This window comes from Terriglobus roseus DSM 18391 (assembly GCF_000265425.1).
Lineage (GTDB): Bacteria > Acidobacteriota > Terriglobia > Terriglobales > Acidobacteriaceae > Terriglobus > Terriglobus roseus.
Genome location: NC_018014.1, coordinates 3,999,194 through 4,024,423, shown reverse-complemented (window position 1 = coordinate 4,024,423; position 25,230 = coordinate 3,999,194). Strand labels below are relative to the sequence as shown.

25 protein-coding genes are annotated in these 25,230 nt (G+C 61.2%); 14 read left to right on the top strand and 11 right to left on the bottom strand.

All coding sequences use genetic code 11. The features are described 5' to 3' along the window. Positions 1–18 precede the first annotated feature (18 nt). Positions 19–306 (bottom strand): hypothetical protein, encoded by a 288-nt coding sequence (locus TERRO_RS16490; RefSeq protein ID WP_014786834.1) that lies wholly within the window; start codon positions 304–306, stop codon positions 19–21. Between the two features lie 82 nt (positions 307–388). Continuing rightward, a complete protein-coding gene (locus TERRO_RS16485; RefSeq protein WP_014786833.1) occupies positions 389–664 on the bottom strand; it encodes a hypothetical protein in 276 nt (91 codons plus the stop codon). A gap of 38 nt (positions 665–702) precedes the next feature. Between TERRO_RS16485 and TERRO_RS16480 the strand changes: the two genes are divergently transcribed. The 7 genes from TERRO_RS16480 to TERRO_RS16450 all read left to right on the top strand — a co-directional run bounded on the left by TERRO_RS16480 (position 703) and on the right by TERRO_RS16450 (position 6,368). After that, positions 703–918, top strand: a complete 216-nt coding sequence (locus TERRO_RS16480; RefSeq protein ID WP_014786832.1) for a hypothetical protein — start codon at positions 703–705, stop codon at positions 916–918. After that, positions 919–1,647 carry an SIMPL domain-containing protein gene (locus TERRO_RS16475; RefSeq protein WP_014786831.1) on the top strand — a complete coding sequence of 243 codons (729 nt, stop codon included), beginning with the start codon at positions 919–921 and terminating at the stop codon, positions 1,645–1,647. It abuts the gene before it with no gap. 122 nt (positions 1,648–1,769) lie between these two features. Then, positions 1,770–2,351, top strand: coding sequence for a hypothetical protein (locus TERRO_RS16470; protein ID WP_014786830.1), 582 nt, complete (start codon positions 1,770–1,772; stop codon positions 2,349–2,351). Positions 2,352–2,385: 34 nt separating this feature from the next. Then, positions 2,386–3,090: a site-2 protease family protein gene (locus TERRO_RS16465; protein WP_014786829.1), complete on the top strand. Its 705-nt coding sequence runs from the start codon at positions 2,386–2,388 to the stop codon at positions 3,088–3,090. 452 nt (positions 3,091–3,542) lie between these two features. Then, on the top strand, positions 3,543–5,102 hold the full coding sequence (gene trpS, locus TERRO_RS16460; protein ID WP_014786828.1) for a tryptophan--tRNA ligase: 1,560 nt from the start codon (positions 3,543–3,545) through the stop codon (positions 5,100–5,102). 31 nt (positions 5,103–5,133) lie between these two features. Then, positions 5,134–5,328, top strand: a complete 195-nt coding sequence (locus TERRO_RS16455; RefSeq protein ID WP_014786827.1) for a hypothetical protein — start codon at positions 5,134–5,136, stop codon at positions 5,326–5,328. Between the two features lie 92 nt (positions 5,329–5,420). Continuing rightward, positions 5,421–6,368 carry a segregation and condensation protein A gene (locus tag TERRO_RS16450; protein ID WP_245536130.1) on the top strand — a complete coding sequence of 316 codons (948 nt, stop codon included), beginning with the start codon at positions 5,421–5,423 and terminating at the stop codon, positions 6,366–6,368. A 447-nt stretch (positions 6,369–6,815) separates the two neighbouring features. Here the strand turns inward: TERRO_RS16450 and TERRO_RS16445 are convergent, their stop codons facing one another. Further along, the gene (locus tag TERRO_RS16445) at positions 6,816–8,390 is read right to left on the bottom strand and encodes an MGH1-like glycoside hydrolase domain-containing protein (RefSeq protein WP_014786825.1); all 1,575 of its coding nucleotides are present in this window, start codon (positions 8,388–8,390) and stop codon (positions 6,816–6,818) included. 157 nt (positions 8,391–8,547) lie between these two features. On the opposite strand from TERRO_RS16445, the gene scpB reads away from it, so the two are divergent. After that, positions 8,548–9,903 (top strand): SMC-Scp complex subunit ScpB, encoded by a 1,356-nt coding sequence (gene scpB / locus TERRO_RS16440; RefSeq protein WP_014786824.1) that lies wholly within the window; start codon positions 8,548–8,550, stop codon positions 9,901–9,903. Next, the gene (locus tag TERRO_RS16435) at positions 9,860–10,792 is read left to right on the top strand and encodes a pseudouridine synthase (protein WP_014786823.1); all 933 of its coding nucleotides are present in this window, start codon (positions 9,860–9,862) and stop codon (positions 10,790–10,792) included. Before scpB ends, TERRO_RS16435 begins: the two co-directional genes overlap by 44 nt. Before the next feature lie 144 nt (positions 10,793–10,936). Here TERRO_RS16435 and TERRO_RS16430 read toward each other — a convergent pair whose 3' ends face one another. Both TERRO_RS16430 and TERRO_RS16425 read right to left on the bottom strand, forming a co-directional pair. Continuing rightward, entirely contained in the window at positions 10,937–11,938 is a 1,002-nt protein-coding gene (locus tag TERRO_RS16430; protein WP_217164381.1) for a quinone oxidoreductase family protein, read from the bottom strand. After that, the gene (locus TERRO_RS16425) at positions 11,939–12,709 is read right to left on the bottom strand and encodes an NIPSNAP family protein (RefSeq protein WP_245536128.1); all 771 of its coding nucleotides are present in this window, start codon (positions 12,707–12,709) and stop codon (positions 11,939–11,941) included. 213 nt (positions 12,710–12,922) lie between these two features. Here TERRO_RS16425 and msrA point away from each other — a divergent pair, with 213 nt between their 5' ends. Next, positions 12,923–13,399 (top strand): peptide-methionine (S)-S-oxide reductase MsrA, encoded by a 477-nt coding sequence (gene msrA, locus TERRO_RS16420; protein ID WP_014786820.1) that lies wholly within the window; start codon positions 12,923–12,925, stop codon positions 13,397–13,399. Between the two features lie 69 nt (positions 13,400–13,468). On the opposite strand, the gene TERRO_RS16415 is transcribed toward msrA, so the two are convergent. Both TERRO_RS16415 and TERRO_RS16410 read right to left on the bottom strand, forming a co-directional pair. After that, positions 13,469–14,422 carry a glycosyltransferase family 2 protein gene (locus TERRO_RS16415; protein ID WP_157178414.1) on the bottom strand — a complete coding sequence of 318 codons (954 nt, stop codon included), beginning with the start codon at positions 14,420–14,422 and terminating at the stop codon, positions 13,469–13,471. 14 nt (positions 14,423–14,436) lie between these two features. After that, positions 14,437–15,312, bottom strand: a complete 876-nt coding sequence (locus TERRO_RS16410) for a glycosyltransferase (RefSeq protein ID WP_014786818.1) — start codon at positions 15,310–15,312, stop codon at positions 14,437–14,439. Between the two features lie 120 nt (positions 15,313–15,432). Here TERRO_RS16410 and TERRO_RS16405 point away from each other — a divergent pair, with 120 nt between their 5' ends. The 4 genes from TERRO_RS16405 to TERRO_RS16390 all read left to right on the top strand — a co-directional run bounded on the left by TERRO_RS16405 (position 15,433) and on the right by TERRO_RS16390 (position 20,912). Next, positions 15,433–16,836 carry a polysaccharide biosynthesis protein gene (locus TERRO_RS16405; RefSeq protein ID WP_014786817.1) on the top strand — a complete coding sequence of 468 codons (1,404 nt, stop codon included), beginning with the start codon at positions 15,433–15,435 and terminating at the stop codon, positions 16,834–16,836. Next, positions 16,829–17,923, top strand: coding sequence for a glycosyltransferase family 2 protein (locus tag TERRO_RS16400; RefSeq protein ID WP_014786816.1), 1,095 nt, complete (start codon positions 16,829–16,831; stop codon positions 17,921–17,923). Before TERRO_RS16405 ends, TERRO_RS16400 begins: the two co-directional genes overlap by 8 nt. Beyond that, the gene (locus TERRO_RS16395; RefSeq protein WP_014786815.1) at positions 17,907–19,001 is read left to right on the top strand and encodes a glycosyltransferase family 2 protein; all 1,095 of its coding nucleotides are present in this window, start codon (positions 17,907–17,909) and stop codon (positions 18,999–19,001) included. The genes TERRO_RS16400 and TERRO_RS16395 overlap by 17 nt, the downstream gene beginning before the upstream one ends. Positions 19,002–19,415: 414 nt before the next feature. Then, the gene (locus TERRO_RS16390; RefSeq protein ID WP_014786814.1) at positions 19,416–20,912 is read left to right on the top strand and encodes a DEAD/DEAH box helicase; all 1,497 of its coding nucleotides are present in this window, start codon (positions 19,416–19,418) and stop codon (positions 20,910–20,912) included. Positions 20,913–20,993: 81 nt separating this feature from the next. Here TERRO_RS16390 and TERRO_RS16385 read toward each other — a convergent pair whose 3' ends face one another. From TERRO_RS16385 to TERRO_RS16370, 4 genes are read right to left on the bottom strand one after another with little or no spacing between them, the layout of a single operon-like run. Then, positions 20,994–21,446, bottom strand: coding sequence for a hypothetical protein (locus tag TERRO_RS16385; RefSeq protein WP_014786813.1), 453 nt, complete (start codon positions 21,444–21,446; stop codon positions 20,994–20,996). A 46-nt stretch (positions 21,447–21,492) separates the two neighbouring features. Continuing rightward, the gene (locus TERRO_RS16380; protein WP_014786812.1) at positions 21,493–23,664 is read right to left on the bottom strand and encodes an outer membrane protein assembly factor BamB family protein; all 2,172 of its coding nucleotides are present in this window, start codon (positions 23,662–23,664) and stop codon (positions 21,493–21,495) included. Between the two features lie 31 nt (positions 23,665–23,695). Continuing rightward, positions 23,696–24,787 (bottom strand): DHH family phosphoesterase, encoded by a 1,092-nt coding sequence (locus TERRO_RS16375; protein ID WP_014786811.1) that lies wholly within the window; start codon positions 24,785–24,787, stop codon positions 23,696–23,698. A gap of 27 nt (positions 24,788–24,814) precedes the next feature. Further along, positions 24,815–25,150, bottom strand: coding sequence for a hypothetical protein (locus tag TERRO_RS16370; protein WP_014786810.1), 336 nt, complete (start codon positions 25,148–25,150; stop codon positions 24,815–24,817). Positions 25,151–25,230 lie beyond the last annotated feature (80 nt).

Here is a 25,230-nt window from a genome sequence, read left to right as displayed (position 1 = left end):
CCAGCTATGGATTAGCGATTAGTAGCTGGTGAACTCGTGGAAGCCGCGACGCATGCTCATGCCAGCCAGCAGACATACGACGGAGATGGTGCCGGTGATGCAGGCCCAATAGAACATGGGGTGAACCATGCCGGGCGACTGCGTCAGATCCTGACCGACCCAGAGGACACCGACCAGCGTGGTGATGATGCCGGCCTGGAAGCCGATGGTGAGCAGCAACTGTCCGCGGCGGCGACGGCGGTCGACGATTTCGACCTCTGCCGGGGTGAGGTGGCGCTCGGAAATAAGAACAGGTGCGTGGCTCATCGGACTTGGAGTCTCCTGCGGAAAATCTACTCGGTTATTACACCACATTCGATGCAGTGGCTGCCGTGAATGTGGGGCCACGTTAGTCGATAAACGCCATGGTCTTGATGCCGGCGATCTCGAAGCGCTTGCGGCAGCGAGGGTTGGTGCAGTTGGCGGTGTCGTCGCGGAGGACCATGTAGTTGACCGCCTTGGCAAAGCGGGCGCGGTCGCGTTCGTCGGCGCGGCCGTTGAGCTGCTTTTTCTTGCGGCGCACGATCCAGTTCAGGGCGTATTCCCCGGCGACGCCGCACTTGGTGCAGGTGAGCGTCATGGTCCGGGGTTCTGTCCGCTCGTCAAAAAAGTCGCGCTCTTCCATGCTGTGCGCCTCCGAGGGAGAGGATAATCCTTTGGGGCATGGCCGCGCGAATCGGCTTTGCGGGAGCGACCGGGATGAGCAAGGCGAAGAAGGAAGTATTTTCGGTCACGAAGGCGGTGAAGGCGAATGCGCGGGAGCGTGTGGGGAGTCCGCCGCCCGAGGTTGTTATTCCGGACGATAAGACCCGTGCCGCACGGCGCACGTCCAAGCACAAAGTGACGCTGCAGAAGCTAATGCAGCGAGAGGAGTCCTAGATGAAGAAGGTATGGCTTGCCGCGGTTTTTGCGGCTGTAACGAGTGTGGGTGCGCAGGCGCAGGTAGCGCAGACGCTGGGGATCAACAAGGACAATCGCAGCATCACGGTGACGGCTACGGATTCGGCGTTTGCCATGGCGGACCAGGCGGTGGTGAACATTGGCTACCAGGCCTATGGCGAGGATGAGCAGACGGCGTATGCCGAGGGTTCGCGACGGTCCAATGCCATCGTGGATGCGCTGACTGCAGCGAAGGTGCCTGCGGAAGCGATCGAGAGTCAGGATCAGCAGTTGCAGCCGTTGAATGAGTACGAGCTGAAGAACCTGCCGGCGTCACTGAAGAATATGAAGTTCCGCATTACGCAGAGCTGGAGCGTTCGCAGCACGCCCGAGGCGGCGGCGAAGACGCTGGATGTTGCGGTGAAGGCCGGCGCGAACCAGAGCGGCAGCATTGGCTGGGAGATGAAGGACGGCAGCATGCTGGAGGCGGCGGCGAGTGCGAAGGCACTGGCGCATGCGCAATCGATTGCCAGCCGTATGGCGGAGGGGCTGCACATCAAGATTGGATCGCTGCTGTATGCGAGCAACCAGGCGCAGGAGATTGCCCGGCCGATGCCGATGATGGCGATGGCGGCGCGTGCGAAGACGGCGGATGCGAAGCCGTTGAGCATCTCGGCGCGTCGTGTGGAGCGGTCGGCTACGGTGTTTGCGATCTTTGCGATTGAGTAGCAGGGACGTGATGCCTGTCTTCCCGTTGGGTACGGGAGGGCAGGCGTTCGGGTGCGTGGTTTTGTGAGCCAAGCAGACGTCGACAGGCGTATAACGAGGTTGCGCACGACAGGGAGCAAGCCATGACGACCGCGATGCAGGAAGCGCCAGCCGAGACACAGCTTCACCCGGAGGTTCCACGCCCATTGCCTGAGGCGGAGGCGATCTATCGGCGTTGGCTGGCTCATCTGAACGCGGAGTTTACGCGGTACAACAGCTGCACGCGTCGCAGCGAGATTGTGCGGGACGAGCTGCACTCGCTGCTGCTGGGGCGCCCGCATGGTGGGCGCATGAATGCTGCGTTGATCAGCGAGCTGCCGCTGGCGGTGCTGGCGGAGTCGCTGGATCCGCGGAATGTGACGCTGCCGGCCGAGATGGAAGTGGACCTGGACCGGGAGAAGTTCAACACGATCAAGCCACTGCTTTGGTTCTGGCGTGGTTTTGACCGGACGGTGCTGGGTGCGAATCTGTGGCTGGGATTGCGGTTCCGGGCGATGCTGGGCGCGCATATTTTTGCGGGCCTGGGGAAGAATGTGCGGTTCTATCGCGATGTGAACTTTGAGCGCGGCTACACGCTGACGTTTGCGGATAACACGATCGTGCGGCCGGGTGCTTGCATCGACGACAGGCAGCCGCGGATCATCAGCGGTACGTTGGAGCGGTAGCGATGAAACGCTGCGCTGATAGACTCGCCTGAAGATGAACCAGGAAGTTGCACTGATTCTTTTCGAGTTTGCTGCGTTGGTCTTTGCGCTGACGTTTCACGAGTTCGCGCATGCGTGGACGGCGTCGTTTTTTGGCGACCAGACGGCACGCATGATGGGTCGCGTGACGTTGAATCCGATCAAGCATCTGGATCCGCTGGGGTCGGTGGTGCTGCCGCTGGTGAGTGCGTTTGCGCATTTTCCGCTGCTGGGCTGGGCGAAACCGACGCCGGTGACGACGCGCAATCTGCGCAATGTGAAGCGCGACGACATCCTGGTGACGCTTGCAGGGCCGGCTTCGAACGTGCTGCTGGCGGTGGCTTCGCTGGTGCTGCTGCTGGTCATCAAGCATGTCTTTCCGACGGGGCAGATGGCCGTGCTGAATGCGGCGCTACTGTCGGCGCGGATTGAGGGCGCGACGCTGCAGGGGCAGGGGGCGATCTTCCCGATCTCGCTGCTGCTTTACAGCTCGGTGGTGATCAACCTGTTGCTGGCGATTTTTAACCTGCTGCCGGTGCCGCCGCTGGATGGATCGCGGATTCTGCGGCACTATCTGCCGTATAACGCGTTGCAGATGTACGACAACATTGGCGGGTTCGCGAACCTGATCATCCTGTATCTGCTGATGCGTTCGGGTGTTTTGAATATCTTCTTTGGGCCTGCGTTTTCGTTGTTCAACCGGTTGTTGTTGTCGGCTTAGGCCGGGCCGGATGCGTGTTAGCGAGGGCCTCCAGCCCTCGGGATTGCTGCGGATTTGAGCCAAACGTTTCACTGCGAGTGGGCATTTTGTCGCGAGCTTTCAGCCCGCGGATTGTTGATTTACGGGAACCCAGGGCTTTGCCCTGGGCTAGGAAGTCGCGTGCCTTCAGCCCGCTAGATCTCGTTACTCAGCGTGCCAGGATCTTGTGCCTTCAGATTGCTAGATCTCGTTACTCAGCGTGCCACGATCTTGTGCCTCAGCCCGCTAGATCTCGTTACTTAGCGTGCCAGGATCTTGTACTTCAGCTGTCTAGATCACGTGACTCGGCCCGCCCGATCCGGTGCCTTGGCTTGCTAGGATCTGGTGGGTCCTCGTCTGTGCTGTCCGCAAGTGGCAGGAACATGGTTGTGCGCGGCGGGTTCGCGCGCGCTTCGGATATTCTCAGAGCAGTCATGAGTGAACTTCAAGCCAAGCGCCGCGTATTGAGCGGCATGCGCCCTACGGGCCGTCTGCACCTGGGAAATTACATGGGTGCTTTGTACAACTGGGTGCGTCTGCAGGACCAGTACGACTGTTTTTTCTTCATTGCCGATCTTCACGCCCTGACCACGGACTACGCAGATCCTTCTCGTGTTCGCCAGAACACTATGGAGATCGCTCTCGACTTTCTGTCGGCGGGGCTGGATCCCGAAAAGTCCACAATTTTCGTGCAGTCGCAAGTTCCGCAACATGCCGAATTGCATTTGATCTTCAGCATGTTTACGCCGCTTGGCTGGCTGGAGCGTGTTCCGACGTACAAGGACCAGCTTGAACAGTTGAAGGCAAAGGACCTGAACACCTACGGCTTTCTTGGCTACCCGCTACTTCAGTCGGCAGACATCCTGCTGTACAAGCCGGATTTTGTACCCGTTGGTCAGGATCAGATTGCGCACGTGGAGCTTACGCGGGAGGTGGCGCGCCGTTTCAACCAGCTTTACGGCGGTGACGGGTTTGGTGGTAAGCAGGCACTGAATGAAGCGCCCGTGTCGCAACTGCTGCCGGAGCCGAATGTCCTGTTGACACCTTCGCCGAAGCTGCCGGGTACTGATGGCCGGAAGATGTCGAAGAGTTACGGCAACTTCATTTCGATGTCCGATCCGCCGCTGATCGTGTTACAGAAGACATCGGGCATGTCGACGAATGGGCAGCGCATCTCGCAGAGTGACCCGGGTGATCCGGATCTTTGTCCTGTTGGCGATCTGCACAAGGTTTTTTCCCCTGAGTACACGCAGACGCATTTCTTTCATGGCTGTCGCACGGCAACGGTAGAGTGCCGCGACTGCAAGATGGGCTGCGGCAACGCGATCAACATGGTGTTGGCCCCGATCCGTAAGACTCGCGAAGTTCTTGAGCAGAAGCCGGATTACGTCGCCGATCTGTTGTCGGCCGGCGCAGCAAAGGCTCGGGCGGCTTCGGAAGAGACGATGCGAATCGTGCGCGATGCTGTGGGCTATGGCGGCGATCTGCACGGGGTTCGTATCAGCGCACCAGCTTACCTGTCGAGTGCCGCCCCAACCGCACACGATCTGCGCGAGCATGAGGACTGGTGGACGATCGAAGAAGACAATCTGCGCTCACGCTTAATCCGCGAGTGGTGGTTCAAGGAGGTTCTGCCGACCGATATCACCCTGCGCGAGGACTCACCACGGGTATACGTCACAAAGCACAATAAGCGTGTGTACGTGACCACGTCTCGCGCGGACAAGTCGGGCAGCTATGACTTTGAAGCGAAGCCGAAGAGCTACGATCTGCTCTGCCTGATGTGCTGGGATGTGGACCGCATGATGCGAATCTTCGTGGTGCCGCAAAAGCTCTATGTGCAGGAGTGGACTGCAGCGAAGAAGCAGGCGGGCAAGGAAATGATGAAGTTTTTCGTCCTGCAGGAAGAGGACCACTTCTTCCTGCGTATCGCCCCCTCGCAGGCGCAGGTCGACATCACCGAATACCTTTCCTCATACGACCTCCTTGACTGATCTGCCATCCGAACAGGCAGGAGACGACACGATGTCTGGATTGACTGACGAGAAGCCCGTACCGAATCAACCTACGCCTGCGCCTGCGATGGATGCGGATCGCGCTGCGCACAGCAATCTGGCGCCGCAGGGGACCGTTGACCTGAGCGATCAGGTTCCGAATAGCAACTTTACGCCCGAGGGCGATCAGGAAGACGTTCCGAACATTGCTGCTACGGCTGAGTAAGCAGTTCTGAGGGAGCGCAGGGGAGTTTTGTCCCCTGCTTTCCTCAGGGTTGTTTTCGTTGTCGGCGGCGTGGTGCGCGATACTTGAGTACGGTGAGCGAGACTACGACCGAACTCGAAGAGCAGGGAAGCGCGGTGGCCGAGGTTTCGGCTGCGGAGCCGCAGGGCCCTGTGGCGGAGCCACTGGTGCTGCAGTCGCCTCCCACTCCGGAGCCGGTGAAGCAGCCGAAGAAGCGTGAGCCTGCGCCGCCGAAGGAAGAGGCTTCCCAGTCGCCTTTTTTGCTGACGGTGGGTGCTGTCTATGACGGCCCGCTGGACCTGTTGCTGGACCTGATCCGGCGGCAGTCGATCGACATCTACGACATCCCGATTGCGCGTCTGACGGAGCAGTTTCTGGCTTATACGGAGACGCTGAAGCAGACCGACGTCGATTCTGCCGGTGATTTCATTTACACGGCCGCGTTGCTGATCCACATCAAGAGCAAGATGCTGTTGCCGCGTGAGGCGAGCGGCATTGCTGCGGGTGACATTGAGGATCCGCGGCGAGAGCTGGTGGAGCGGCTGCTGGAGCATGAGCGCTTCAAGGCTGCGGCGCAGATGCTGATGCAGAAGCAGCAGATTGAAGATGCGACGTGGACGACGCCGGGGATTCGCGAGTTCAAGGAACAGGTTGTTGCCGAGCGGGAGATTGACGCAGACACGACGGACCTGGTGCGTGTGTTTGGCGAGATCATCGAGCGTTTGCGCAAGCGCCCTGTGCTGAACGTGAACGAAGAGACGGTGACCGTGGCGCAGATGATCGAGTACACGAAGCGTCGCCTGATGCTGGAAGACAAGCCGACGAGTCTGCGGAAGCTGCTGCAGAATACGCACTCGCAACAGGCTTTGATCTGTATGTTCCTGGCGATGCTGGAGCTGGTGCGGCTTCAGGCGATTCTGCTGCGGCAGTCGGATAAGTTCGGCGACATTCTGATCAAGAAGACCGATGAGTTTGATGAGGTTCTGGCGCACCAGGAACGTATGCGGGACGACTGGCGCTAGGCCGTTCGACAGGCGGCGTTCCGTTGGGTCCCTGCACAATTGTTTCGCCGTCCGTTAGGTGAGTAAGGTCGCCGTACCTTTGTCGCGGGCCTACAGCTCGCTGCGCTTACAACGCGGGAGGACCCAGGGCTTCGCCCTGGGCTAGGAAGTCGCGGGCCTACAGCCCGCTGCATTGCCGCGTGGAAGAGACCCAGGGCTTCGCCCTGGGCTGGGAAGTCGCGGGCCTACAGCCCGCTGCATTGCCGCTTGGAAGAGACCCAGGGCTTCGCCCTGGGCTGGGAAGTCGCGGGCCTACAGCCCGCTGCATTGCCGCGTGGAAGAGACCCAGGCCTTCGCCCTGGGCTGGGAAGTCGCGGGCCTACAGCCCGCTGCACGTGGACGCGATACAGCCCGCCCTCTCTTCCATCCGCGAAGAAAGAAGCGATGAGCTACAAAATCACGATTGCACTAAGGCTTCAGATTCATATGTTCATCGGCTTGCAGTGACCGCTGCGACGTTGCTTTGCCAGATATGTGCAGGCTTACGTTCGTTGTTGCGCTGCGGTTGTTGATGCCGACGAGTGCCTTTGGCGTGCCGTCTTTCGTTGTGATTAACCGGGTTCCCTCACTCGCAATGGTTGCGATCTGCTTGCCGTTCAGCGACAGGGTCGCGGCCTTGCCGGTGTAGTGCATTTCGGCGATTTTGCCGTTGTCGGTCTTCATGCGGAAGGTGGCGTCCTGTGCTGCTGGATGACCGGCGCGGATGTTCCACCAGATTTCGTCGCCTTCGTCGTGCGTGCCGGCGAGGCGCCATGTGTAGGTGGTCATGACGAGTGCAGCGGGGGAGTATTTCGGTGCTTCGTCGGGAGAGAAGGTTCCGGTGAGGGGGTCGATGCCCTGGCGGAAGGTGCTGTCGCGCTGGAGTGCTTCGCACCACTGATCCATCATGTGGGCGAAGTCGGCGGAGCGGCCGTAGTGGTCCATCCAGCGCGGGGCGCGCATGGCGGTGAGGGCCTGCGATGCTCCGCCCCAGGAGTTTCGCGGGATGGGGCGGACGAAGGTGGGTTCGTCGATTGCGGAGGATGGCAATGGGAACTGCGGCCAGAAGCCCTGCGGGCGGTGGATCTGCCGCTGCCACAGCGTGTCGAAGAGGCGCTGGTCGGGGACGTGTTCGCTGCAGACGCGGGAGAGGATGTCGCAGTTGATCTTGACGAAGTTGTTCTGCGCGTCGAGGTCGTAGAAGGCGGTGTCTTCCGCGACGTAGAGCTTGTCGAGAATGAGCTGGCGGATGGTTGCGGCCTTCTGTTGCCACATGCTGGCTTCGGATGCTTTGCCGAGTGCCTGTGCCATGGCCGCGAGGGCGACTCGGGCGCCGTAGGTGGTTGCGGAGAGGTCTGGGCAGAGGCGCGGGAGTGAGGCGACGCGTGGGAGGTTGCGGGCGCTGCCGTCCGGGCAGGCGTTGGGCATGCCATGCCAGCGTGGGCTGTTGTCCATGCCGGTGTCGTAGGTGCAGAAGCCTTCGACGAGGCCGGTGCCGCGGGTGTTGCGGTGGCGCATGAGCCAGTCGTCCCAGCGGGAGCAGGCGATGTAGGCCTTTTCGAGGAGTTCGTGGTCGCCGGTGGTTCTGGCGAGTTCCCATGCGGTGGCGGCGATGGGGACGACCATCTGGATCTGCGCCCAGCCGGGTGAAGCTGCGGTGGCCTTGTTGTTGGCGGGGAGCTGGCCGTCTTCCTTCTGCAGCGCGAAGAAGGTGAGGTGGCTGTTGCGTGCGGCGTCGGGTCGGAAGCTGCGGTAGAGGAGGGCCTCGTGCGGGCCGCACTCCATCCAGATGCCTGCGTAGGAGGAGCCTTCGATGAGGACGGGGCCGGGGAAGCGCGGCATGACCTGTATGTTGCCGGCGAGGACGCGGAGCGCGGCATCGTAGGTGGACTGCCAGCGGGCATTGCCGGTGCGGAAGAGGGGTTCGCTGGCGGCGAATGCGCTGCTGTCGCGTACGGTGGCGAGTACGGCTGCGGATGCGGCTAGGAAGTCCCGGCGGTTCATTCGGTCAGGCTAGCAGAGTGGTTTCGGGGCGGAAGCGATGCGTGCATCGAGGTCGCCGGGGAAGATCCCGCTGTTTCGGCGGGTGCGGGCAGGTACACTGCTTTAGGCCCCGCGAACCGAGCCGGACGAACCTACAGACGAGCGCAAACCCGAACGAATGAGCCTCAAGTCCAAGATCGAAGCAGTCATCTACGCCTCAGAAGAACCTGTCACGCTGCAGCAGCTTGTGGGATTGCTGGCGGGCGAAGCGCAGTCGGAGTTGGACGAGATTGCAGCGAACCAGGCGTCGCTTCCACTGGATGGCGAGCCGGAGCAGGTGGGTCGCAGCGTTGTCGAGGCCGGCACACGGGAGTCTGACGAGGCTGCGTCGGCGGAGGAGTTGGCTGTCGATGAGGGCGAGGTGGCCGGTGCTGCACCTGCTGCTTCGACCGACGAGGCTGTGGATGCGCCTGTGGTTGTTGAGGCTGAGGCTTCTGAGGATGGCGCGAGTGCGGAATCCGAAGGTGCTATCCCTGCGGAGGATGCTCCTGCGGCTGAGGATGCTCCTGCTGATGATGGTGCATCTGCTGCTGATGCTTCCGCCGATGATGCTCCTGCGGAGGATTCGCCCGTTGCTGCGGATGAGGGCCCGGAGGGTGGCGCTGATGTTGAGGCGAAGCCGGATACCGAGGCTGAGAAGCGTCGCCAGCGGGATCGTGAGCGCGCGGTGCGGGACCATATCCGTCGTGTGTGTGACAGCCTGATCCGCGAGTATGCGGACAGCGATCGCGGGATTGAGATCCGCGAGGTTGCGAGTGGGTTTCGCATGGGCACGAAGCCCGAGTATCACGATGCTGTGCGCGGGTTTGTGAAGAGTTTGAAGCCGGCGTTGAAGCTGACGCTGCCGGCGCTGGAGACGCTGGCGGTTGTGGCTTACAAGCAGCCGGTGACGGCAGCCGAGATCTCTGAGATTCGCGGTGTGGATTCGGCGGGTGTGCTGGGCGGTCTGATGACGCGCAAGCTGATTGCGACGGCGGGCCGTAAGCAGGTGATCGGCCGGCCGATGCTGTACAAGACGACGCGGGATTTCCTGTTGCGGTTTGGTCTGAAGGACGTAAATGAGCTGCCGTCGATGGAAGAGTTTGAGCGCATGGCGGGTGAGCTTGCCGAGCAGGAAGATCTGCCGATGGAAGGCGGAGCGGAAGGCCTGATCGAAGAGGCGAATGCACGCGGCGATGCGGAGATGATTCGCGATGTGAATGAGCCGGTGGGCGAGCGTGAGGATGCGTCTTCCGACGACGACGCTACTGCGGATGAGAGTGCTGTGCCGGATGAGATTGCGGCGTCGGATGAGACGCCGGTAGATACGACAACGAACGATAACGAGGAATCCACTGCGGAGAGCGCAGCGGGAGGGAATGATGAAGACCAGGGCGACGAAGGACAAGCCGCTGTACGTGCCACAGACGAAGGTGGCGAAGACGCCGGAAGTGAAGAAGATCACGTCGAAGGCTTCGAAGAAGCTAAAGGCTAGCGAGCCGGAAAAGCCTGCGGGCACGCGTTTGCAGAAGATTCTGGCGGATGCTGGAATTGCTTCTCGCCGCAAGGCTGAGGAGCTGATCCTGGAAGGCCGCGTCCAGGTGAACGGCACGGTCATTACGGAACTGGGTACTCGCGCGGATGCTGCGAAGGATCACGTTCGTGTGGACGGCAAGTTGTTGCAGGGGCCGCAGGAGCATCGCTACTTCATGGTGAACAAGCCGCGCGGCTATGTGACGACTATGGAAGATCCGGAGCGTCGCGATACGGTGGTCGACCTGTTGAAGGAGTCCGCTCGGTTGTCGGGTAAGAAGCTGGATGTGCGGCTGTATCCCGTGGGGCGTCTGGATTACAACTCGGAGGGTTTGCTGCTGATGACGAACGATGGCGAGCTGGCGAACTCGTTGTCGAAGGCTGCGAACTCGGTTGAGAAGACCTACCTGGTGAAGGTTGCGGGACGTCCGACGGAGGATGCTGTGAACCAGCTTCGGACGGGTGTGATGATCGATCGCGGCCGTCTGGCGGAGACTCGTGGGGAGCGCCGGGATCGTGTGTTGACGGCTCCTGCGAAGGTTGAGCTGGCGCGTGGTGGTGAGAACCCCTGGTATGAGGTCACGCTTACGGAAGGCCGCAATCGGCAGTTGCGCAAGATGTTCGAGGAGATCGGTCACCACGTCGAGAAGATTCGCCGCATTGGCTATGGCGCGCTGGTGCTGGATGTTCCAACGGGTGAGTTTCGTGAGCTGACGCCGGGTGAGGTGATGGCCCTGGGCCGCGCTGCCGCCGGTAAGAAGGTGGAGCGGAAGCATAAGCTGCCGGACGCCGCGAAATTGAAGCAAACGGGACAGAAGACCGGTTCGCGGGGGGCTCGGCCTCGGTTCTAGGACGCCGGTTCAGTAGTGAAGAGTAATCGGCTTTAGATATTGAGGGATCCCTCAGTGGCTAAAGCCGATTTCATTTGTGGGGTGTGTTGGCATGGCTGAAGCCATGCCCCTCCGAAAGACTGCAACGTCAACTCTTGCGAGCGATCAAGGGATGAAGACCAGGCGGCGGTTGCCTGTGTCGCTTGTCCATGCGGCGGTGACTTCGCTGAGTGGTACGGCTTCTGTGTCGATGACGAACCTGGTTGTGGCTGCGGCTTGGTACATGGTTCGCAGTGATTCGAGGATGGCGGCTGCGGAGAGGCTGCCGAGGCCGCTGCCTAGGATCTCTACGCCGGAGGAGCGGAGAATGTCGGCGGGGAGTGGGAGGGTGCGGCCGCTGATGGCGCCGATCTGCACGAAGCGGATGCGTGGTTCGCCGCGCAGGGAGCCGTGGCCTCCGCATGCTGTGAGGATTGCGAGCGCTGACGGACCCCAGAGGTAGTCGAGGACGACCTGAATGCCGCCGCCCTGAACGACGGGTGCGAAGCGGCTGCTGAGTTCTTCATCGGTGCCGTTAAGGGAGATGGTTTCGGTTGCGCCCAGATCGCGGAGGCCTTCGAGGGCTGCTTCATCGCGGCCGGTTGCGACGATGCGGGAGGCTCCGAGGTACTTTGCGACCTGGATGGCCTGGCGGCCTGCGGTGCCGGTGGCGCCGTTGATGAGGACGGCTTCGCCGGCCTGGAATTTTGCGCGGCCGAGCAGTGAGCCCCATGTGGCGAGTCCGGGGTTGCCGAGCGCTGCGGCGGTGACGTCGTCGAGGGAGTCGGGAAGAGGGATGGTGCGTCTGCGGTCGACTACGGTCCATTCGGCCATGGAGCCGGTTTCGGGACCGACGAAGTAGACTCGCGTGCCGTCTGGCATGAGACCTACGCCATCATTGCCGGGGACGGCGGGGAAGACGGGCTCAGAGCTGTAGTGGGTGCCGCTTGCCTGACCGCGAACGAGGTTGGTGAGTGCGGCGGCTTTGACGCGGATGAGGACGTCGTCTTCTGCTGGTTCGGGCTGTGCGATTTCGCCGTAGCGTGGGGGAACTCCGAAGCTGTCGACAAGGGCTGCATGCATCATGCTCATGTTCAGCAGATGCATGCAGCCGATGGCGGGCGTCAACTAAATCTGCGACGACGCGAGTGGGCTGAGGTACAGGTTGGTGATGTTGTTGACGATGTCGGCGTCGGTGTTGCCCGGACGATGGGAGAGCTCTTTCCACTCGGGCGAGCTGCCAAAGGCGGACCAGTTGGCGCTGAGTGTGGGGAGATCCGGAAAGGTGATCATGTAGGTGAGTGAGGGCAGGCGCGTGCCGGCGAGATTGTGGCCGAAGAAGACGGGCGTGAGGCCTGACTTCTGGAAGATGGCGATCTCGCCACCTTCGAACATGGCGACCTTCTTCGCGTGTGCGGCGTAGCTTGGGCTCTCATAGGTGCGGAGCTGGAAGATGCGCTTGGTGGGTTTGGGTGCGATGAGCTTGGGGAAGCCGTTGAAGGCGCCCATCATGGAAACTTCCGACCGCTGGAAGGCCGTGGCGGACGCGGGCGCTGCCCAGAACGCGGCGGCTGCCTTGCTGAACTCTGCATCGTCGGGCAGACGCATGTCGAGGGTGAGCAGGGTCTCTGCCGAGGTGGATGGGATGAGCGCGTAGTAGGTCGGCGTCTCTGGTCCGATGTCGATCTTGAAGGTGCCGACGCGGTCGATGCCCATGCGGTTGAGCGCGGGGATCAAGGCGTGTGCGAAGTAGTCCTGCACGAGGGCAGTTTGCGGCCCGTTACGGAGTTCGTAACGACGGAGTTGATAGTACTCCCTTGATGTTGTGGCTGGTGCCTGCGCCATTGCTCTTCCCTCAACCATTGCCATTGCGGGCAGCGACGCGGCTGCCGTTGCCATGAACTTCCGTCTATCCAATGTCGTCCTCCGGGCATAACGAAAAAGGCATGCCGTCTTGCTCACGATAGCAGCGGTTGCGCGTCCGTGCGCTCTCCGGTCACTCATCGTCTTTTCACCGTAGAAGTGGATGACAAATGACTGCCTGTGGCATCAAAATGCGTGTGCCGGAGTTGTGCCCGCAAGGTTGCATTACGGCAGCAGGAGGTAGTTGTAGTGGCAAAGGCAATCGCAACATTTGCTGCAGGATGCTTCTGGGGTGTGGAAGCACGCCTGGATGAGATTCCTGGAGTTCTGGAAACGGCAGTAGGTTATGAGGGTGGCACGATCGATCACCCGACGTACAACGATGTTTGCACCGACAGTACGGGGCATGCGGAGGTGGTGCAGGTGACGTTTGATCCGTCGCGTTTGAGTTATGACGCGTTGTTGGATCAGTTCTTTTCCCTGCATGATCCGACGCAGCTGAACCGTCAAGGGCCAGACTGGGGAACGCAGTATCGAAGCGCCGTCTTTGTCCATGACGATGCGCAGAAGCGCGAGGCGCGGGAGAAGATTTCAGAATTGAATGCGGCAGGCGTCTTTCGCAGCCCGATTGCCACCACGGTGGAGCCTGCAGGTACTTTCTGGAAGGCGGAGGAGTATCACCAGAAATATCTTGAGAAGCGTGGCATGGTGGCTTGTCATATCTGACTTTTCAGCGAGTCAGTAACTGAGCCTATTTGTGCAGGAATGTAAGTGAGCCGATACGCGTCGGCTCACTTACTTTTTGCGGAGTAAGTCGAGTAGCTGGGCGATGCGGCGTTGCCTGTCAGGACGCCACAGGCCGAGGCTGGAAGTTGTTCGAAGGCGCTGGATGCGCGAGAGGTCTTCCATGGCGAGGAAGCCTTCAACGATCTTGCGGCGCTCGTTCGGCATTTCGATTCCGTGCAGTTCCAAGAGCGAGCGAGCCTGCGCGCGATCTGCGACGGCTTGCTTGTGACGTGCAGCGACGCCTTCTTTGCTTAGGAAACGAGCGACCTTTGCGGAGAAGGAGCTTTGGGAGACGATGGCGCCGACAACGTTGCTGGCGTGCTGTCGATAGAGCACGGTCGGCTGCGGCACGGCGGCCATGGCGCCGAGGCTACTGGCGATCAGGGCGGCCCAGTGATCGTGCATCTGCGCGGTGGCTGGCATGGTCTTCATGCGGTCAATCAGGGCGCGGTTCAAGAGTGCTGTGCAGCCGGTGACGACGTTCTCTGTCAGCAGCTCAGCGAACGACGGAGTCTGAACGTTTGCGAGGCTGTTGCTTTGCCATAGCGAGTCGCTTACGGTTTGCAGACGCTCGTTGACGACGCGCAGGTCTGTATAGACGAGCAGCGGTGTGTGTGCGCCGTGCCTGCTTTCCAACATGCGCATGGCGGCCATGCTGTAGTGCAGTTTGTTGGGCAGCCATACATCGTCCTGATCGCAGAAGGCCGCGTAGTCTGCATCTGTTGTTTGTAGAAGCAGTCCGAAGTTACCGCGGGCGGTGCCGGTGCGGAGTGCATCGTGTACGACGCGGAAGTTGTCGGGGTACCAGGTCGCGTAGTCGGCGAGGATCTTCTGTGTGCCGTCGTTTGAGCCGTCGTCGCGGGCGAGAATGCGAACGGAGACTTTCTCCTGCGACAACACCGACTCGATCTGTTCGCGCAGGAAGCGTGCGCCGTTGTAGGTGGCGAGAAGGACTTCGATCAAGGGTTCCTGCATGGTCATGGTGTTAGCCCCAGAACGGTCTTCAGGATCATCGTTGCATTGCGCAGATCATGTTTGTGAAAGAGGACGCTGGCGGCGCGCCGGAGCAGACGAATCTTGAAGAGACGTTTTTCTTCGGTGGTGCCGTACTTGCGGAAGTAGCGCTGTTCGCCTGCGAGGATGTCGCGCTCACGGCGTAATGCGCCGTCGCTTAAAGGGCCCGGTGCCTGTGATGCGAGGGCGTGCTCGAGGCGAGCGTGCAGAACGTGGATGCGACCGCCGCGGGACTGAAGTCTTGTGAAGGTGGCGTGATCGAGATAGTCGATGGGGAAGTCGGAATCAAAACCGCCAGCCTGCTGTAGCTGCTGGACCGAGAAGACTGCGCCGGAGTTGAAGGCTTGCAGAGGTTCGTGCCATTCGCCGAGCACAGAGTCTTCCAAGGGAACCGGTGGTCCGACGATGATGGGGCGGAAGGGCGACAGGGTGCGGCCCTGCCATGTAAGTCGAGGGACGAGCACGCCTGCACGGGATGTCTGCGAGAGGGAGAGCGCCTCTGCCAAGAATTGTTCGGTGACGACTGTGTCCTGATCGAGTAGCAGGAGCCAGGGCGCTCCCCGTTCCGTTGCATGCGCAAGGGCTGCGTTGTAAGCGGCGGCTAGGCCGGGGTTACTGCCGTCGTGGACGTAATGGCCGGCGAAGTCCGATAGGGAGGCTCGTTCGCCGGGCGTGTTATCCCACACCATTACTTCGTATGCGCTGGCGAGTTCTGGCGTGGCGGCGCGGCAGGCCTGTATGGAGTGGAAGGACGGACTCTCATCCGCGGTCATGCGGTAAAGCACAACGACGGCAACGATTTGCGGGTTGATCGGCAGCACAGATGACAGGCCCGGCACCCTTCTATAGTAACGAGGGTTGTTGCGTGCAGAGGCGAAGCGGGCGGAGCGGACACGATGCGACGGCCACGTGGCGCTGGTACCATAGGCCCATACCCGCCTCGGGCGGTTTAACGCCCTATGCCAATTCCTGAAGCCGAGACAGTAACTCCCCCCGCATCCGTTGATCCTCCTGTGACGCCGACTCTTTTGAGGCGGGCGCTGGCGGCGACTGGCATTGATCGTGCGATCGGTTATACGATCCTGGCGCGTGGCTGGGGTTCACTTGCCGGCCTGATCACGGTGGCTTTGATCGCACGAACGCTGAGCCGGTCCGATCAGGGGTATTACTACACGTTCGGTTCACTGGTTGCGCTCCAGATCATCTTTGAATTGGGCTTTTCCGTCGTGATTCTGCAGTTGGCAAGTCACGAGGCGGCGCACCTGGAGATCGATCCGAAGGGCGAGATTCGCGGCGCGACCCACACACATGCCCGGCTGGCGTCGGTGCTTCAGAAAGCGGTTCTCTGGTATGGCGTGGCCGGCGTGCTGATGGGCGCCGTGCTGATGCCGTTAGGGTGGCATTTCTTTCTGACGAGCCCTGGTGGCGAGTCCGCGGCGTGGCATGGCCCTTGGATCTGCGTTGTGCTGGCTACCTGCGTCACGTTTCAAATGGATCCGGTCTTCTCATTCCTGGAAGGCTGCGGCATGGTGGGACGCGTCGCCGGTATCCGTTGGTGGCAGGCCATGACCGGTTCGCTGATGGCATGGAGTGCGTTGGCACTGCACCATGGCTTATATGCGCCGGCGCTCGTGATCGCGGGTAATGCTGTGGTGGGATTTACGTTTCTCTTCCGGCATCGCCGCCTGTTGCTCGGTCTTCTGCGGCATTCGCCGGGCGAGTCAAAGATCAGTTGGGCCACCGAGGTCTGGCCCTTCCAATGGCGTATTGCTGTTTCCTATGCCTCTGGATTTCTTATCTTCCAGCTGTTCAATCCTGTCCTTCTGAAGTTTCACGGTCCGGTGGCTGCAGGGCGCATGGGCATGTCCATCAACATGAGCAATGCCATTTCCGCAGTGGCTATCTCGTGGATCAATACAAAGGCGGCACCGTTTGGCGCGATGATCGCCAGGCGTGAGTTTGCCTTGTTGGACCGGACGTTTTTCCGTTCGCTGGCACAGACGATGTTGTTGTGCGTGAGTGGATCGCTGGCGCTGTGGACCCTTGTAGTGATGTTGAACCGGCATGGCGCAGCCATTGCGCAGCGCATGCTACCGCCGCTGCCGCTGGCTTTGCTGCTGGCGACGATGTGCCTGAATCAATTCGTGAGTTCACTGGCACTGTATCTGCGTGCCCATAAGCAGGAGAAGTTCCTGTTGAACTCTGTCCTGGGCGGACTACTGATTGGCGCATCGACTATTTATCTGGGACGGCTCTACGGGCCTACTGGAATGACGGCAGGCTTCCTGGCCGTGACGATTGTTGTCGGGGTTGGCCTAGGCCTGTACACCTTCAACAAATACAGGAAGCTTTGGCATGCCTGAGATGGCCGAGCAGGCAAAGCCGCTGCTGACTCTTGCCGTGCCCACCTACAACCGTGCCCGATTTCTGGATGAGTTCCTGCAAGAGTTGCTGCCGCAGCTTGCAGAGCTGAGTGCGTCGGGGCGTGCCGATGAGATCGAGTTGGTGGTCAGTGATAACGCGTCGACCGACGATACTCCCCAAGTGCTGGAGGCTGCTGTTGCTGCGTCACCTGTGCCGATACGGGTGACCCGTCAGCCTGAGAACATTGGCTCGGACCGGAATTTTATCTGGTGCTTCGAGCATGCCCGGGGAAAGTATTTCTGGCTGTTTGGTGACGATGACATTCTCCGCAAGGGGAGTCTGACGGTCATTCTGGATTCGTTGAAAGCTGCGGAGTATGACCTGGTGTTCCTGGCGCCGGCGACCTTCTATAGCGACTGGCGCAAGGAGTGGGCGCCCGATCCGTTTGGAAGAGGTGCGCAGGAGATCCACTCGGCCAGGCATATTGCGCGACTGATTAATGTCGGCATTACTTTCATCACGGGTTATATCTCCAACCGCGATCGACTGCTGACGATGGGCGCTGAGAGCCCCAAGGCGTTCGAAGGGACTAACCTGACGCAGTTGAGCTGGTGTCTGCCGTTGCTTCGGGATCATAGGCGCAGCCTTGTGTTGTGGCAGCGCCTGGTGGTCGGTCGCGCGATGAACAGCGGCGGCTACAACGTTGCGGATGTCTTTGGCGAACGATTCCTCTCGGTTGTCGCCCGGTTGTTGCCGGATCACTCTGAGATTGCGGACATCTTCAAGAATTTTGCTTTGCGACGCTGGTTTCCTGCGACGCTGGTCGAACTGCGCGAACGCTCCGAAAAGAACCAGCGGACGGGCGTGGAGGGCAGCGGCAGCGGCGATACGTTGCGTCGACTCTTTGGCTCTAACTTTCGTTTCTGGTTGTTCACCTGGCCGGTGCTGGAGCTACCGTTACCTGCAGCCAGGCGCTATCTTCAGGGCTCGCTCGTAGTCAACAAGATGATCGATTGGTTGTTGCTGCCGGGCGATACGGTCGACAAGTTGCGACGGAGACGCGGTAGCAATGAACGCTCTGAATGAGGATGAGCAGGACATGACGTCGACAACCTATACCGAGCGGCCACTGCTTACGATTGCGATTCCGACTTACAATCGCTCGCGGTATCTTCGTGAGTTTCTGGAGGCGTTGCTTCCGCAGATTGAATCGGCGAACGACGTGGAGTTGCTGATCTCGGATAACGCTTCGCCGGACGATACCGCGGAGATGCTTGCTGAGGTCCTTCCGGTGGGTGGGCGTTTCCGTGTTGTTCGTCAGGCAGAGAACATCGGTTCGGATGCGAATTTCTGTTTCTGCTATCGGCAGGCGACTGGGAAGTATTTCTGGCTTTGTGGCGATGACGATATTCTGCGGCCCGGCACGATGGCTGCGCTTCTACCGCCGCTGCGGCAGGCGGAGTTCGATATGGTGTACGTGGTTCCTGAGGCCTTTTATCAGGACTGGCGTACCGAGCACCAGCCGGATCCCTATGGGCGCGGTGCGGAGGTCGTGACGTCGGCACGGCTGATGATGCTGAACATGCATACGTCGATGGCGTTTATCACGGCGGTCATTGTGAACCGGGACCGGGTTGAGACGCTGATGAAGGACCCTCCGGAGGCTTTCAAGGGGACAGCGCTGTTGCAGTTGAGCTGGATCCTGCCATTGTTCCAGGGGCATCGGCAGAGTCTTGTTTTGTGGCAGCGGTTTGTTGCGGCGCGGAGCATGAACTCGAACTTCGACGCTGCCGAGATCTTTGGCCGAAGCCTGCAGAAGGTGGGACGCACGCTGTTGACGGAGCGGCCTGACCTAGCGCGGATGCTGACGAACTACACGCTTCGGCAATGGTTCCCTCCGATGCTGATGGACATGCGTCTGCACCAGGGCGCGAACGACGGGTATGGTCTGCCAAAGGCAGAGAAGACGCTGCGGGAGCTCTTCCGTTTCAATCCGCTGTTCTGGTTGTTTGTGTATCCGGCGCTGAAGGTTCCGTTGGGTCAGCGTGGACTTCTTGCGCGCTGCCTGATGTTGGCGAACCAGGTGATCAACTTTGTTTCAGAGCCAGCGGAGGGCATGCACAAGCTTCGGCTGAAGAGGGCTCAGCAGTCATCCAGTGTCTGATTGCTGTCATTCTGTGTTAATCTTTTTCCTAGAGGCAATTTGCTTCTGTACGTCGCGGGAACGGCCCAATGTGGATTGGGGCTGGCCAGAGACTGCGATGTTCTGTCCCACCGCTGTATGCCATCCCTTGAACATATGAGAGGGAAGCGTTGGTTGCTCTGGCTTTGAAGGTCACCTGGGCTCTTGAGATGAGACTGCGCGAGCGGTGTCAGTAAGAGAGAAGCAGGATAGGGACCTCGCCCTTGCAGCAGCACAGCGCCCAAGACTTCCGAGTCATAACGGGTTCATGCTGAAAGCGATCCATGGTGTTGCGCCCCCGCCAAGGGAGCCGGAACACACCTGCATCACAGCATCGATTTGGCAGGCAGGCCGCCCAATGACGGAGCGCGTCGCCGCATACATAAGAAAGATCCTTTGAACACTGGAAACACTGCAGTTGCTGAAATCGTCGCACCCGTAACCACTGCAATCCCCACGACCCCTGAAGTTTTCTTCAATGATTTTGCGATCTCGCAGCAGCTGAAGGATCGCCTGGCTGTCGCGAAGTACGTGACGCCCACGCCCGTACAGGCGAAGGCTATTCCCCCGGCTCTGGAAGGCCGCGATGTTCTTGCGACTGCCGCAACCGGCACCGGCAAGACCCTGAGCTTCCTGATCCCGATGATTCACCGCATGGATGTGAATCCCGCGCCGGCACCGGTGCAGCAGGGCAAGCGCACCATCAAGCCGATCCGTTCGCTGATCCTGCTGCCGACACGCGAGCTGGCGATGCAGGTGCTTGAGAACTACTCGAAGATCCAGCCCCAGGCGAAGCACGAATCTGTTCTTGTCTGCGGTGGTCTGAGCGAAGGCGCACAGTTGGACGCACTGCGTCGCGGACCGCGCCTGGTCGTTGCAACGCCCGGCCGTCTTGAGGATTACCTAAAGCGCGGTGAGATCAGCCTGCGCAACGTGGAAATGCTCGTCTTGGATGAAGTCGATCGCATGCTGGACATGGGCTTCCTGCCCGCGATCCGCCGCATTGTGGGCGCTTTGCCGAAGACGCGCCAGACCATGTGCTACTCCGCCACGCTGGATGCGAATATCACCGAGATCGTTCGCGACTACGTGAACAAGCCGGTTCGCATTGAGATTGGCACCACCTCCAAGCCGAACGAGCGCGTTGAGCTTCGTGCACACATCGTCATGCAGGATCAGAAACTGGGTCTGCTGGACAAGATGCTGAACGAAGAGGCGGGCACGTACCTTGTCTTCTCGCGCACGAAGCACGGTGCAGACCGTATCGGCCGCAAGCTGGAGAAGCTGGGTCACGATATCAGCATCATCCATGGCGATCGTTCGCAGTCGCAGCGTTCGGCTGCACTGAAGGCGTTCTCCAGCGGTAAGAGCCGCGTCCTCGTCGCAACTGACGTTGCTGCTCGCGGTATCGACATCAAGCACATTGCGCACGTCGTCAACTACGACCTGCCGGGTGCGAGCGATGACTTTATTCACCGCATCGGCCGTACGGGCCGCGCGTCTGCAACGGGTATTGCAACCACGTTCGTGATGCCCCAGGAGCGCAGCGATGCGCGCAAGATGGAGCGCGAACTGAAGATCCAGTTCGACTGGCGTGATACGGACAAGAACCTGCCCAAGGAAGAGCGCAACTCGCCGATCGATACGGGTAAGGCGGGCGACCTGATGACGCTGGAGACGCGGGCATGGAAGACCAGCCCCGACGGCAGCGGCCTGCAGGACACCTCGGTTCCCTCGCGCCCTTCGCGCAGCGGCGGTCGTGGCGGTAACGGTGGCGGCTCTTCGAGCGGTGGCGGCTTCGGTCGTCGTCGCCCGGGTGGCAGCGGCAGTGGCGGCGGTCGTAGCGGTGGCGGCAGCAGCAGTGGTGGTGGCGCAGGACGTCGCAGCCGCTAACTGCTGGTTGGTTTGATCTTGATGGAAACAGGAAAGGCGCCCGCAACAAGGGCGCCTTTCCTGTTTTGCTTTGCAGCGGTCCTATTTGTTGAAGAGGTAGGTGCCGCAGAGGTTGGTGCTCTTTGCGAGGGACTCGGGATCCATTTTGGGTACGGCTGAGCCGGAGAAGAAGGCGAGTTGCAGCTCCTTGCCGGTGCGGTAGGTTGCCATGTACTGCGTGGGCTCCGTGCCGCATAAGGTGTTGCGGTGCAGGAAGGTCTTCTCTGCGGGGATGTTGAGGCGGTAGAGGTTGCCGCCGGGCTCGGTGGCTTCTGTGTTGAAGACGGTGTTGATCTCTGCCGCTTCGAGTGTGCGGATCTGCGCGATGGTGAAGCCAGTGAAGTTGATGGTCAGGCGTTCGCCCCGCAGCACGATGTCACCGGTGATAGACCTGGCCGTTTTGCTGGTGGCCTTCCAGTAGCCGTCGTCCTGGGCCATGGCCGGCAGGGTGGCTGCAAGCAGCATAGTCATCGCGGTGAGGGTTCGGAATGTCATGTATTGAGGATGACATCCGGAGATGGTGAAGGGCAATGGACCGGACCTACGGCAGGGCGAAGGCGACGTAGCGTGCGCCCTGTTTTGCCTTGGGGTTGCGTGCGCTGCTGGTTGCGATGACGACGTACTGTTTGCCATCGACCATGTAGGTGGCGGGCGTAGCGTTGCCGGCGAAGTCCATGGTGTACTCCCACAGCAGCTTGCCGGAACGGGCCTCGAAGGCGCGCATCTTGTTGTCGAAGTTGGTGGCGCCGATGAAGAGCAGGCCGCTGGCGGTGAGGACGGGGCCGCCGTAGTTCTCGCTGCCGGTGTCTTTCAGGCCCTTTGCGGCGAGTTCCGGGTATTGGCCGAACGGGACTTTCCAAAGGTATCTGCCGGTGTTGAGGTCCACGGCGGAGAGTGTGCCCCAAGGTCCGGCGATGGCGGGATAGCCGTCCGGATCGAGGAACTTTTTGTAGCCGGTGAAACGGTACTTCGTTGCCGGAGCGGTGCTGGCGGCGGAGCCTGAAGCGAGTTCCTGCTTGTCGCTGCGGCCCTCTGGCTCGGTGCCTGCGCGCACGTAGGCGAGCAAAGCGGTCAGGGTGTCGCCGGAGAGATTGGTGAAGCCGGGCATGCGGCCGCGGCCCTCGTGGACGATGGTGGCCATCTGCTCTGTGGTGAGGCGTGGCGTGGCGTCGATGAGGGATGGGAAGGTGGGCGGCTGGCCTTTGCGATCGGGGCCGTGGCAGACGGCGCACTGAGTGCCGTATGCTGTCGCACCCAGGCCGGTGGACGCTACTTCGGTGAGGCCGCCGGTCCATGCGATGTCGTTTGCGTTGATGTAGAGGATGCCGGAGCGTGGGTCGGCCGCGTTGCCACCCCACTCGGCGCCACCGTCGAAGCCGGGGAAGATGACTGTCTGTTTGCCCACGCTGAGGGGGATGAACTGGCCATTGCTGATGAAGGTGGCGAACTCTTTCGCGGCCCAGGTGTGGGCTTCGGGCGTGCGCTGCGTGAGCATGTCGGCTGTCAGGCGCTGGCGGGCGTAGGGCTCGATGGCGACGGAGATCGGCTGCGTGGGTGAGGCGACTTCTCCGGGCGTTGTGCTGGCGGGGAAGGGCTTCTCTTCGATGGGGAAGAGCGGCTTGCCGGTGACGCGGTCGAAGACGAAGATCTGGCCGTGCTTCGTGGTCTGGGCGACGGCGTCGACCATTTTGCCGTTGTGCTTCAAGGTCAGCAGGACGGGAGGCGCGGGGAAATCGCGGTCCCACAGGTCGTGGTGGACGGCCTGGAAGTGCCAGAGCAACTTGCCGGTGCTGGCATCGAGTGCGAGCAGCGTGTTGGCGTAGAGATCGTTGCCGACGCGGTCGGCTCCGTAGAAATCTGTGACGGCGGAGCCGGTGGGTGCGTAGAAGATGCCGCGTTTTTCGTCGAGGACGCCGCCCGTCCAGTTGTTGGCGCCGCCGGTGTACTTCCAGGCTTCTTTCGGCCAGGTCTCGTAGCCCGGTTCGCCGGGGTGCGGAATGGTGTGGAAGCTCCACCGCAGGGCGCCGGTGTGGACGTCGTAGGCGCGGATGTCGCCGTGGGGTGACGGCTCGGTCTCGCCGGTGCGGAAGCCCATGATGATGAGGTCTTTGTAGACGGTGCCGGGCGTGGTGATGGCGACGGTGCCTGCCGGGGATTCTGCGCCGAGGTTTTCGCGCAGGTCGATGCTGCCTCTGTTGCCGAAGGTCGGGATGGGTTTGCCGGTGTCGGGATCGAGCGCCCAGAGTGCTGAGAGCGTCTGCGCGAAGAGGATATTGCTTTTGCCGTCGGTGCTGGTCCAAAAGCTGAAGCCGCGGTCGGGCTGGCCGGTCTTGATACCGGAGTCGAAGGCCCAGATCTGCTTGCCGGTGGCAGCGTCGAGAGCCATGACCTTTTGGCTGGGTGTGTAAACGAAGATGGTGCGGCCGACGATGAGCGGATGCGTCTGCAGGCCGGTTGTCTCGCCGGTGTCATAGGTCCAGGCGACGCGCAGGTTCATTACGTTGGCCGGTGTGATCTGCGTAAGCGGCGAGTAGCGGTCGCCTGACTTGCTGCCGCCGTAGACGGGCCAGTCAACGTTCTTTTGAGAGGCGGGAGCGCCTGCGAGTGCCGGTGCGGGTTTGTAGATCGCAAACGTGAGCAGTGACGCGGCGAGGATCGCGACGGTGGTCACGATGGGTTGGCGTTGCAGAACACGCTGGATGGGGAAGATCATCGCGGGTCGATTTTATGCGCAGGGCGTGCGGTTATGCGTCGGAGTTTACCTGCAGCTCCGGACCCCAGCCCATCTCTAGTGCGAAAGGGTTCCAGAGTGCGACGGGGAGTGCGCCGCCGCTGGCCTGATCGTGGCCGCCGCCGAAGGTGCCGTCAGCGCCCGCGGGGGTGTGCGCTCGCAAGAACTTCACGATGTTGACGGGTTTGGGAGCGCGGCCGGCGAAGTGGACGTAGCCGGGCCGGAAGCCGACGTTGACGCCGAAGATGACGGCTTTTGGAAAGCGCGGGCGCCAGATCTGCGCGACGAGCGGATGCACCTGGCAGGGTGTGTCGATGCGTACGGCGATCATGTCCGCACCGAGTTCGTCGCGCCAGCGGGTGGAGAAGCGTGGCGGGCTCTTGCGGGCGATGGCGAGGGCTTCGTTGACTTCGAGCTTTGCGGCTCGGAGGGCATCGAGCTCCGCGGAGGGCTGGGATAACGCCTGCTTTGGTGTGTCGACGCGGAGCAGGAGGTTCATGGCGACCGAGGCATCGCCCACAGCGGTGCGGCGTGGCGCGTTGAGGAGGCTTGTGAGGTTTTTCAGAGCGGTGACGCCGAAGCGCTTCTTGGATTCGGCAAGTTCGGGGAAGGGCGCTTTGTCGCCGAGGTCGGAGAGGAGCGAGATGCCGGCCATCCACTGGAGTTCGTTCGCGAGAGCGGGTGCGATGGCCTGGGCGCACCACAGGGCGAGCAGGCCGCTGGTGGCGGTCGGTTCGGTGCCGTAGCTTGTCAGAAGGACTGCGCCCGGTGGTGTGCCGAAGGGGGCGTGATGGTCGATGAGCAGGGTTGGAACGCCGGGGAGGATGGGGTCGGGGCGTGCGCCGAGGTCGACGATGAGCAGGGCCTCGGGTGCGAGGCGGCGGAGGCGTTCATGCACGGAGGGCATCCATGCGTTTTCGAACTTGCCGCGGGTCTCGACCGTTACGTTGGAGTAGCCGGCGACGTGGAGCGCGCGGAGCAGGAGTGCGCCGGCGGGCAAGCCGTCGCCGTCTGCGTCGGTCAGGATGTGGAGGTGTGTGGCGGGGCCACGGGGCAGTGTTTCGAGAAACTGCCGGAAGAGTGTGCCTGCCTGCTCGCGATCCATGCTGCTTTGGATGCGTGTGCGGGAGCGCTAGCGAACGTCGAAGGTGATCTCGCGCACAAGACCGTCGCCGGTCGTCGTCCACATCACGTTCGCATCGACGGGAGCGGATTCTCCGGCGCGGGAGATGACGGTGCCAGTCTGCCGGACGGGGCAGGTGGTGGCATTTACGGCGCCGCTTGCATCGACGTGGATGTTGGTGGAGCGGTCTTCGGTTAGGCCGTTGCAGAGAATGCGCACGTGGCCGTGGAAGTTGGCCGGAACCTCAATCTGCACCTTGCGGGCGCAGCCGAGCAGAACGATTCCCGTAATGGCAAGCGCAACACAGCTTTGTCTGGAACGAAATCGTGAGCGGGGGGCCAACATCAGTCCTCTAACGCTAACATGGCGGTACTACAATCCCTCTGCGTAGTCCTCTTGGGTGTTTTATGGCGCTGCATCCTTCC

Excerpts from the sequence above, each read along its gene's own strand:
- TERRO_RS16490 (WP_014786834.1), bottom strand. The coding sequence starts at position 306 with ATGAGCCACGCACCTGTTCTTATTTCCGAGCGCCACCTCACCCCGGCA.
- TERRO_RS16485 (WP_014786833.1), bottom strand. The coding sequence starts at position 664 with ATGGAAGAGCGCGACTTTTTTGACGAGCGGACAGAACCCCGGACCATG.
- TERRO_RS16480 (WP_014786832.1), top strand. The coding sequence starts at position 703 with ATGGCCGCGCGAATCGGCTTTGCGGGAGCGACCGGGATGAGCAAGGCG.
- TERRO_RS16475 (WP_014786831.1), top strand. The coding sequence starts at position 919 with ATGAAGAAGGTATGGCTTGCCGCGGTTTTTGCGGCTGTAACGAGTGTG.
- TERRO_RS16470 (WP_014786830.1), top strand. The coding sequence starts at position 1,770 with ATGACGACCGCGATGCAGGAAGCGCCAGCCGAGACACAGCTTCACCCG.
- TERRO_RS16465 (WP_014786829.1), top strand. The coding sequence starts at position 2,386 with ATGAACCAGGAAGTTGCACTGATTCTTTTCGAGTTTGCTGCGTTGGTC.
- trpS (WP_014786828.1), top strand. The coding sequence starts at position 3,543 with ATGAGTGAACTTCAAGCCAAGCGCCGCGTATTGAGCGGCATGCGCCCT.
- TERRO_RS16455 (WP_014786827.1), top strand. The coding sequence starts at position 5,134 with ATGTCTGGATTGACTGACGAGAAGCCCGTACCGAATCAACCTACGCCT.
- TERRO_RS16445 (WP_014786825.1), bottom strand. The coding sequence starts at position 8,390 with ATGAACCGCCGGGACTTCCTAGCCGCATCCGCAGCCGTACTCGCCACC.
- scpB (WP_014786824.1), top strand. The coding sequence starts at position 8,548 with ATGAGCCTCAAGTCCAAGATCGAAGCAGTCATCTACGCCTCAGAAGAA.
- TERRO_RS16425 (WP_245536128.1), bottom strand. The coding sequence starts at position 12,709 with ATGGCAACGGCAGCCGCGTCGCTGCCCGCAATGGCAATGGTTGAGGGA.
- TERRO_RS16405 (WP_014786817.1), top strand. The coding sequence starts at position 15,433 with ATGCCAATTCCTGAAGCCGAGACAGTAACTCCCCCCGCATCCGTTGAT.
- TERRO_RS16400 (WP_014786816.1), top strand. The coding sequence starts at position 16,829 with ATGCCTGAGATGGCCGAGCAGGCAAAGCCGCTGCTGACTCTTGCCGTG.
- TERRO_RS16395 (WP_014786815.1), top strand. The coding sequence starts at position 17,907 with ATGAACGCTCTGAATGAGGATGAGCAGGACATGACGTCGACAACCTAT.
- TERRO_RS16385 (WP_014786813.1), bottom strand. The coding sequence starts at position 21,446 with ATGACATTCCGAACCCTCACCGCGATGACTATGCTGCTTGCAGCCACC.
- TERRO_RS16380 (WP_014786812.1), bottom strand. The coding sequence starts at position 23,664 with ATGATCTTCCCCATCCAGCGTGTTCTGCAACGCCAACCCATCGTGACC.
- TERRO_RS16375 (WP_014786811.1), bottom strand. The coding sequence starts at position 24,787 with ATGGATCGCGAGCAGGCAGGCACACTCTTCCGGCAGTTTCTCGAAACA.
- TERRO_RS16370 (WP_014786810.1), bottom strand. The coding sequence starts at position 25,150 with ATGTTGGCCCCCCGCTCACGATTTCGTTCCAGACAAAGCTGTGTTGCG.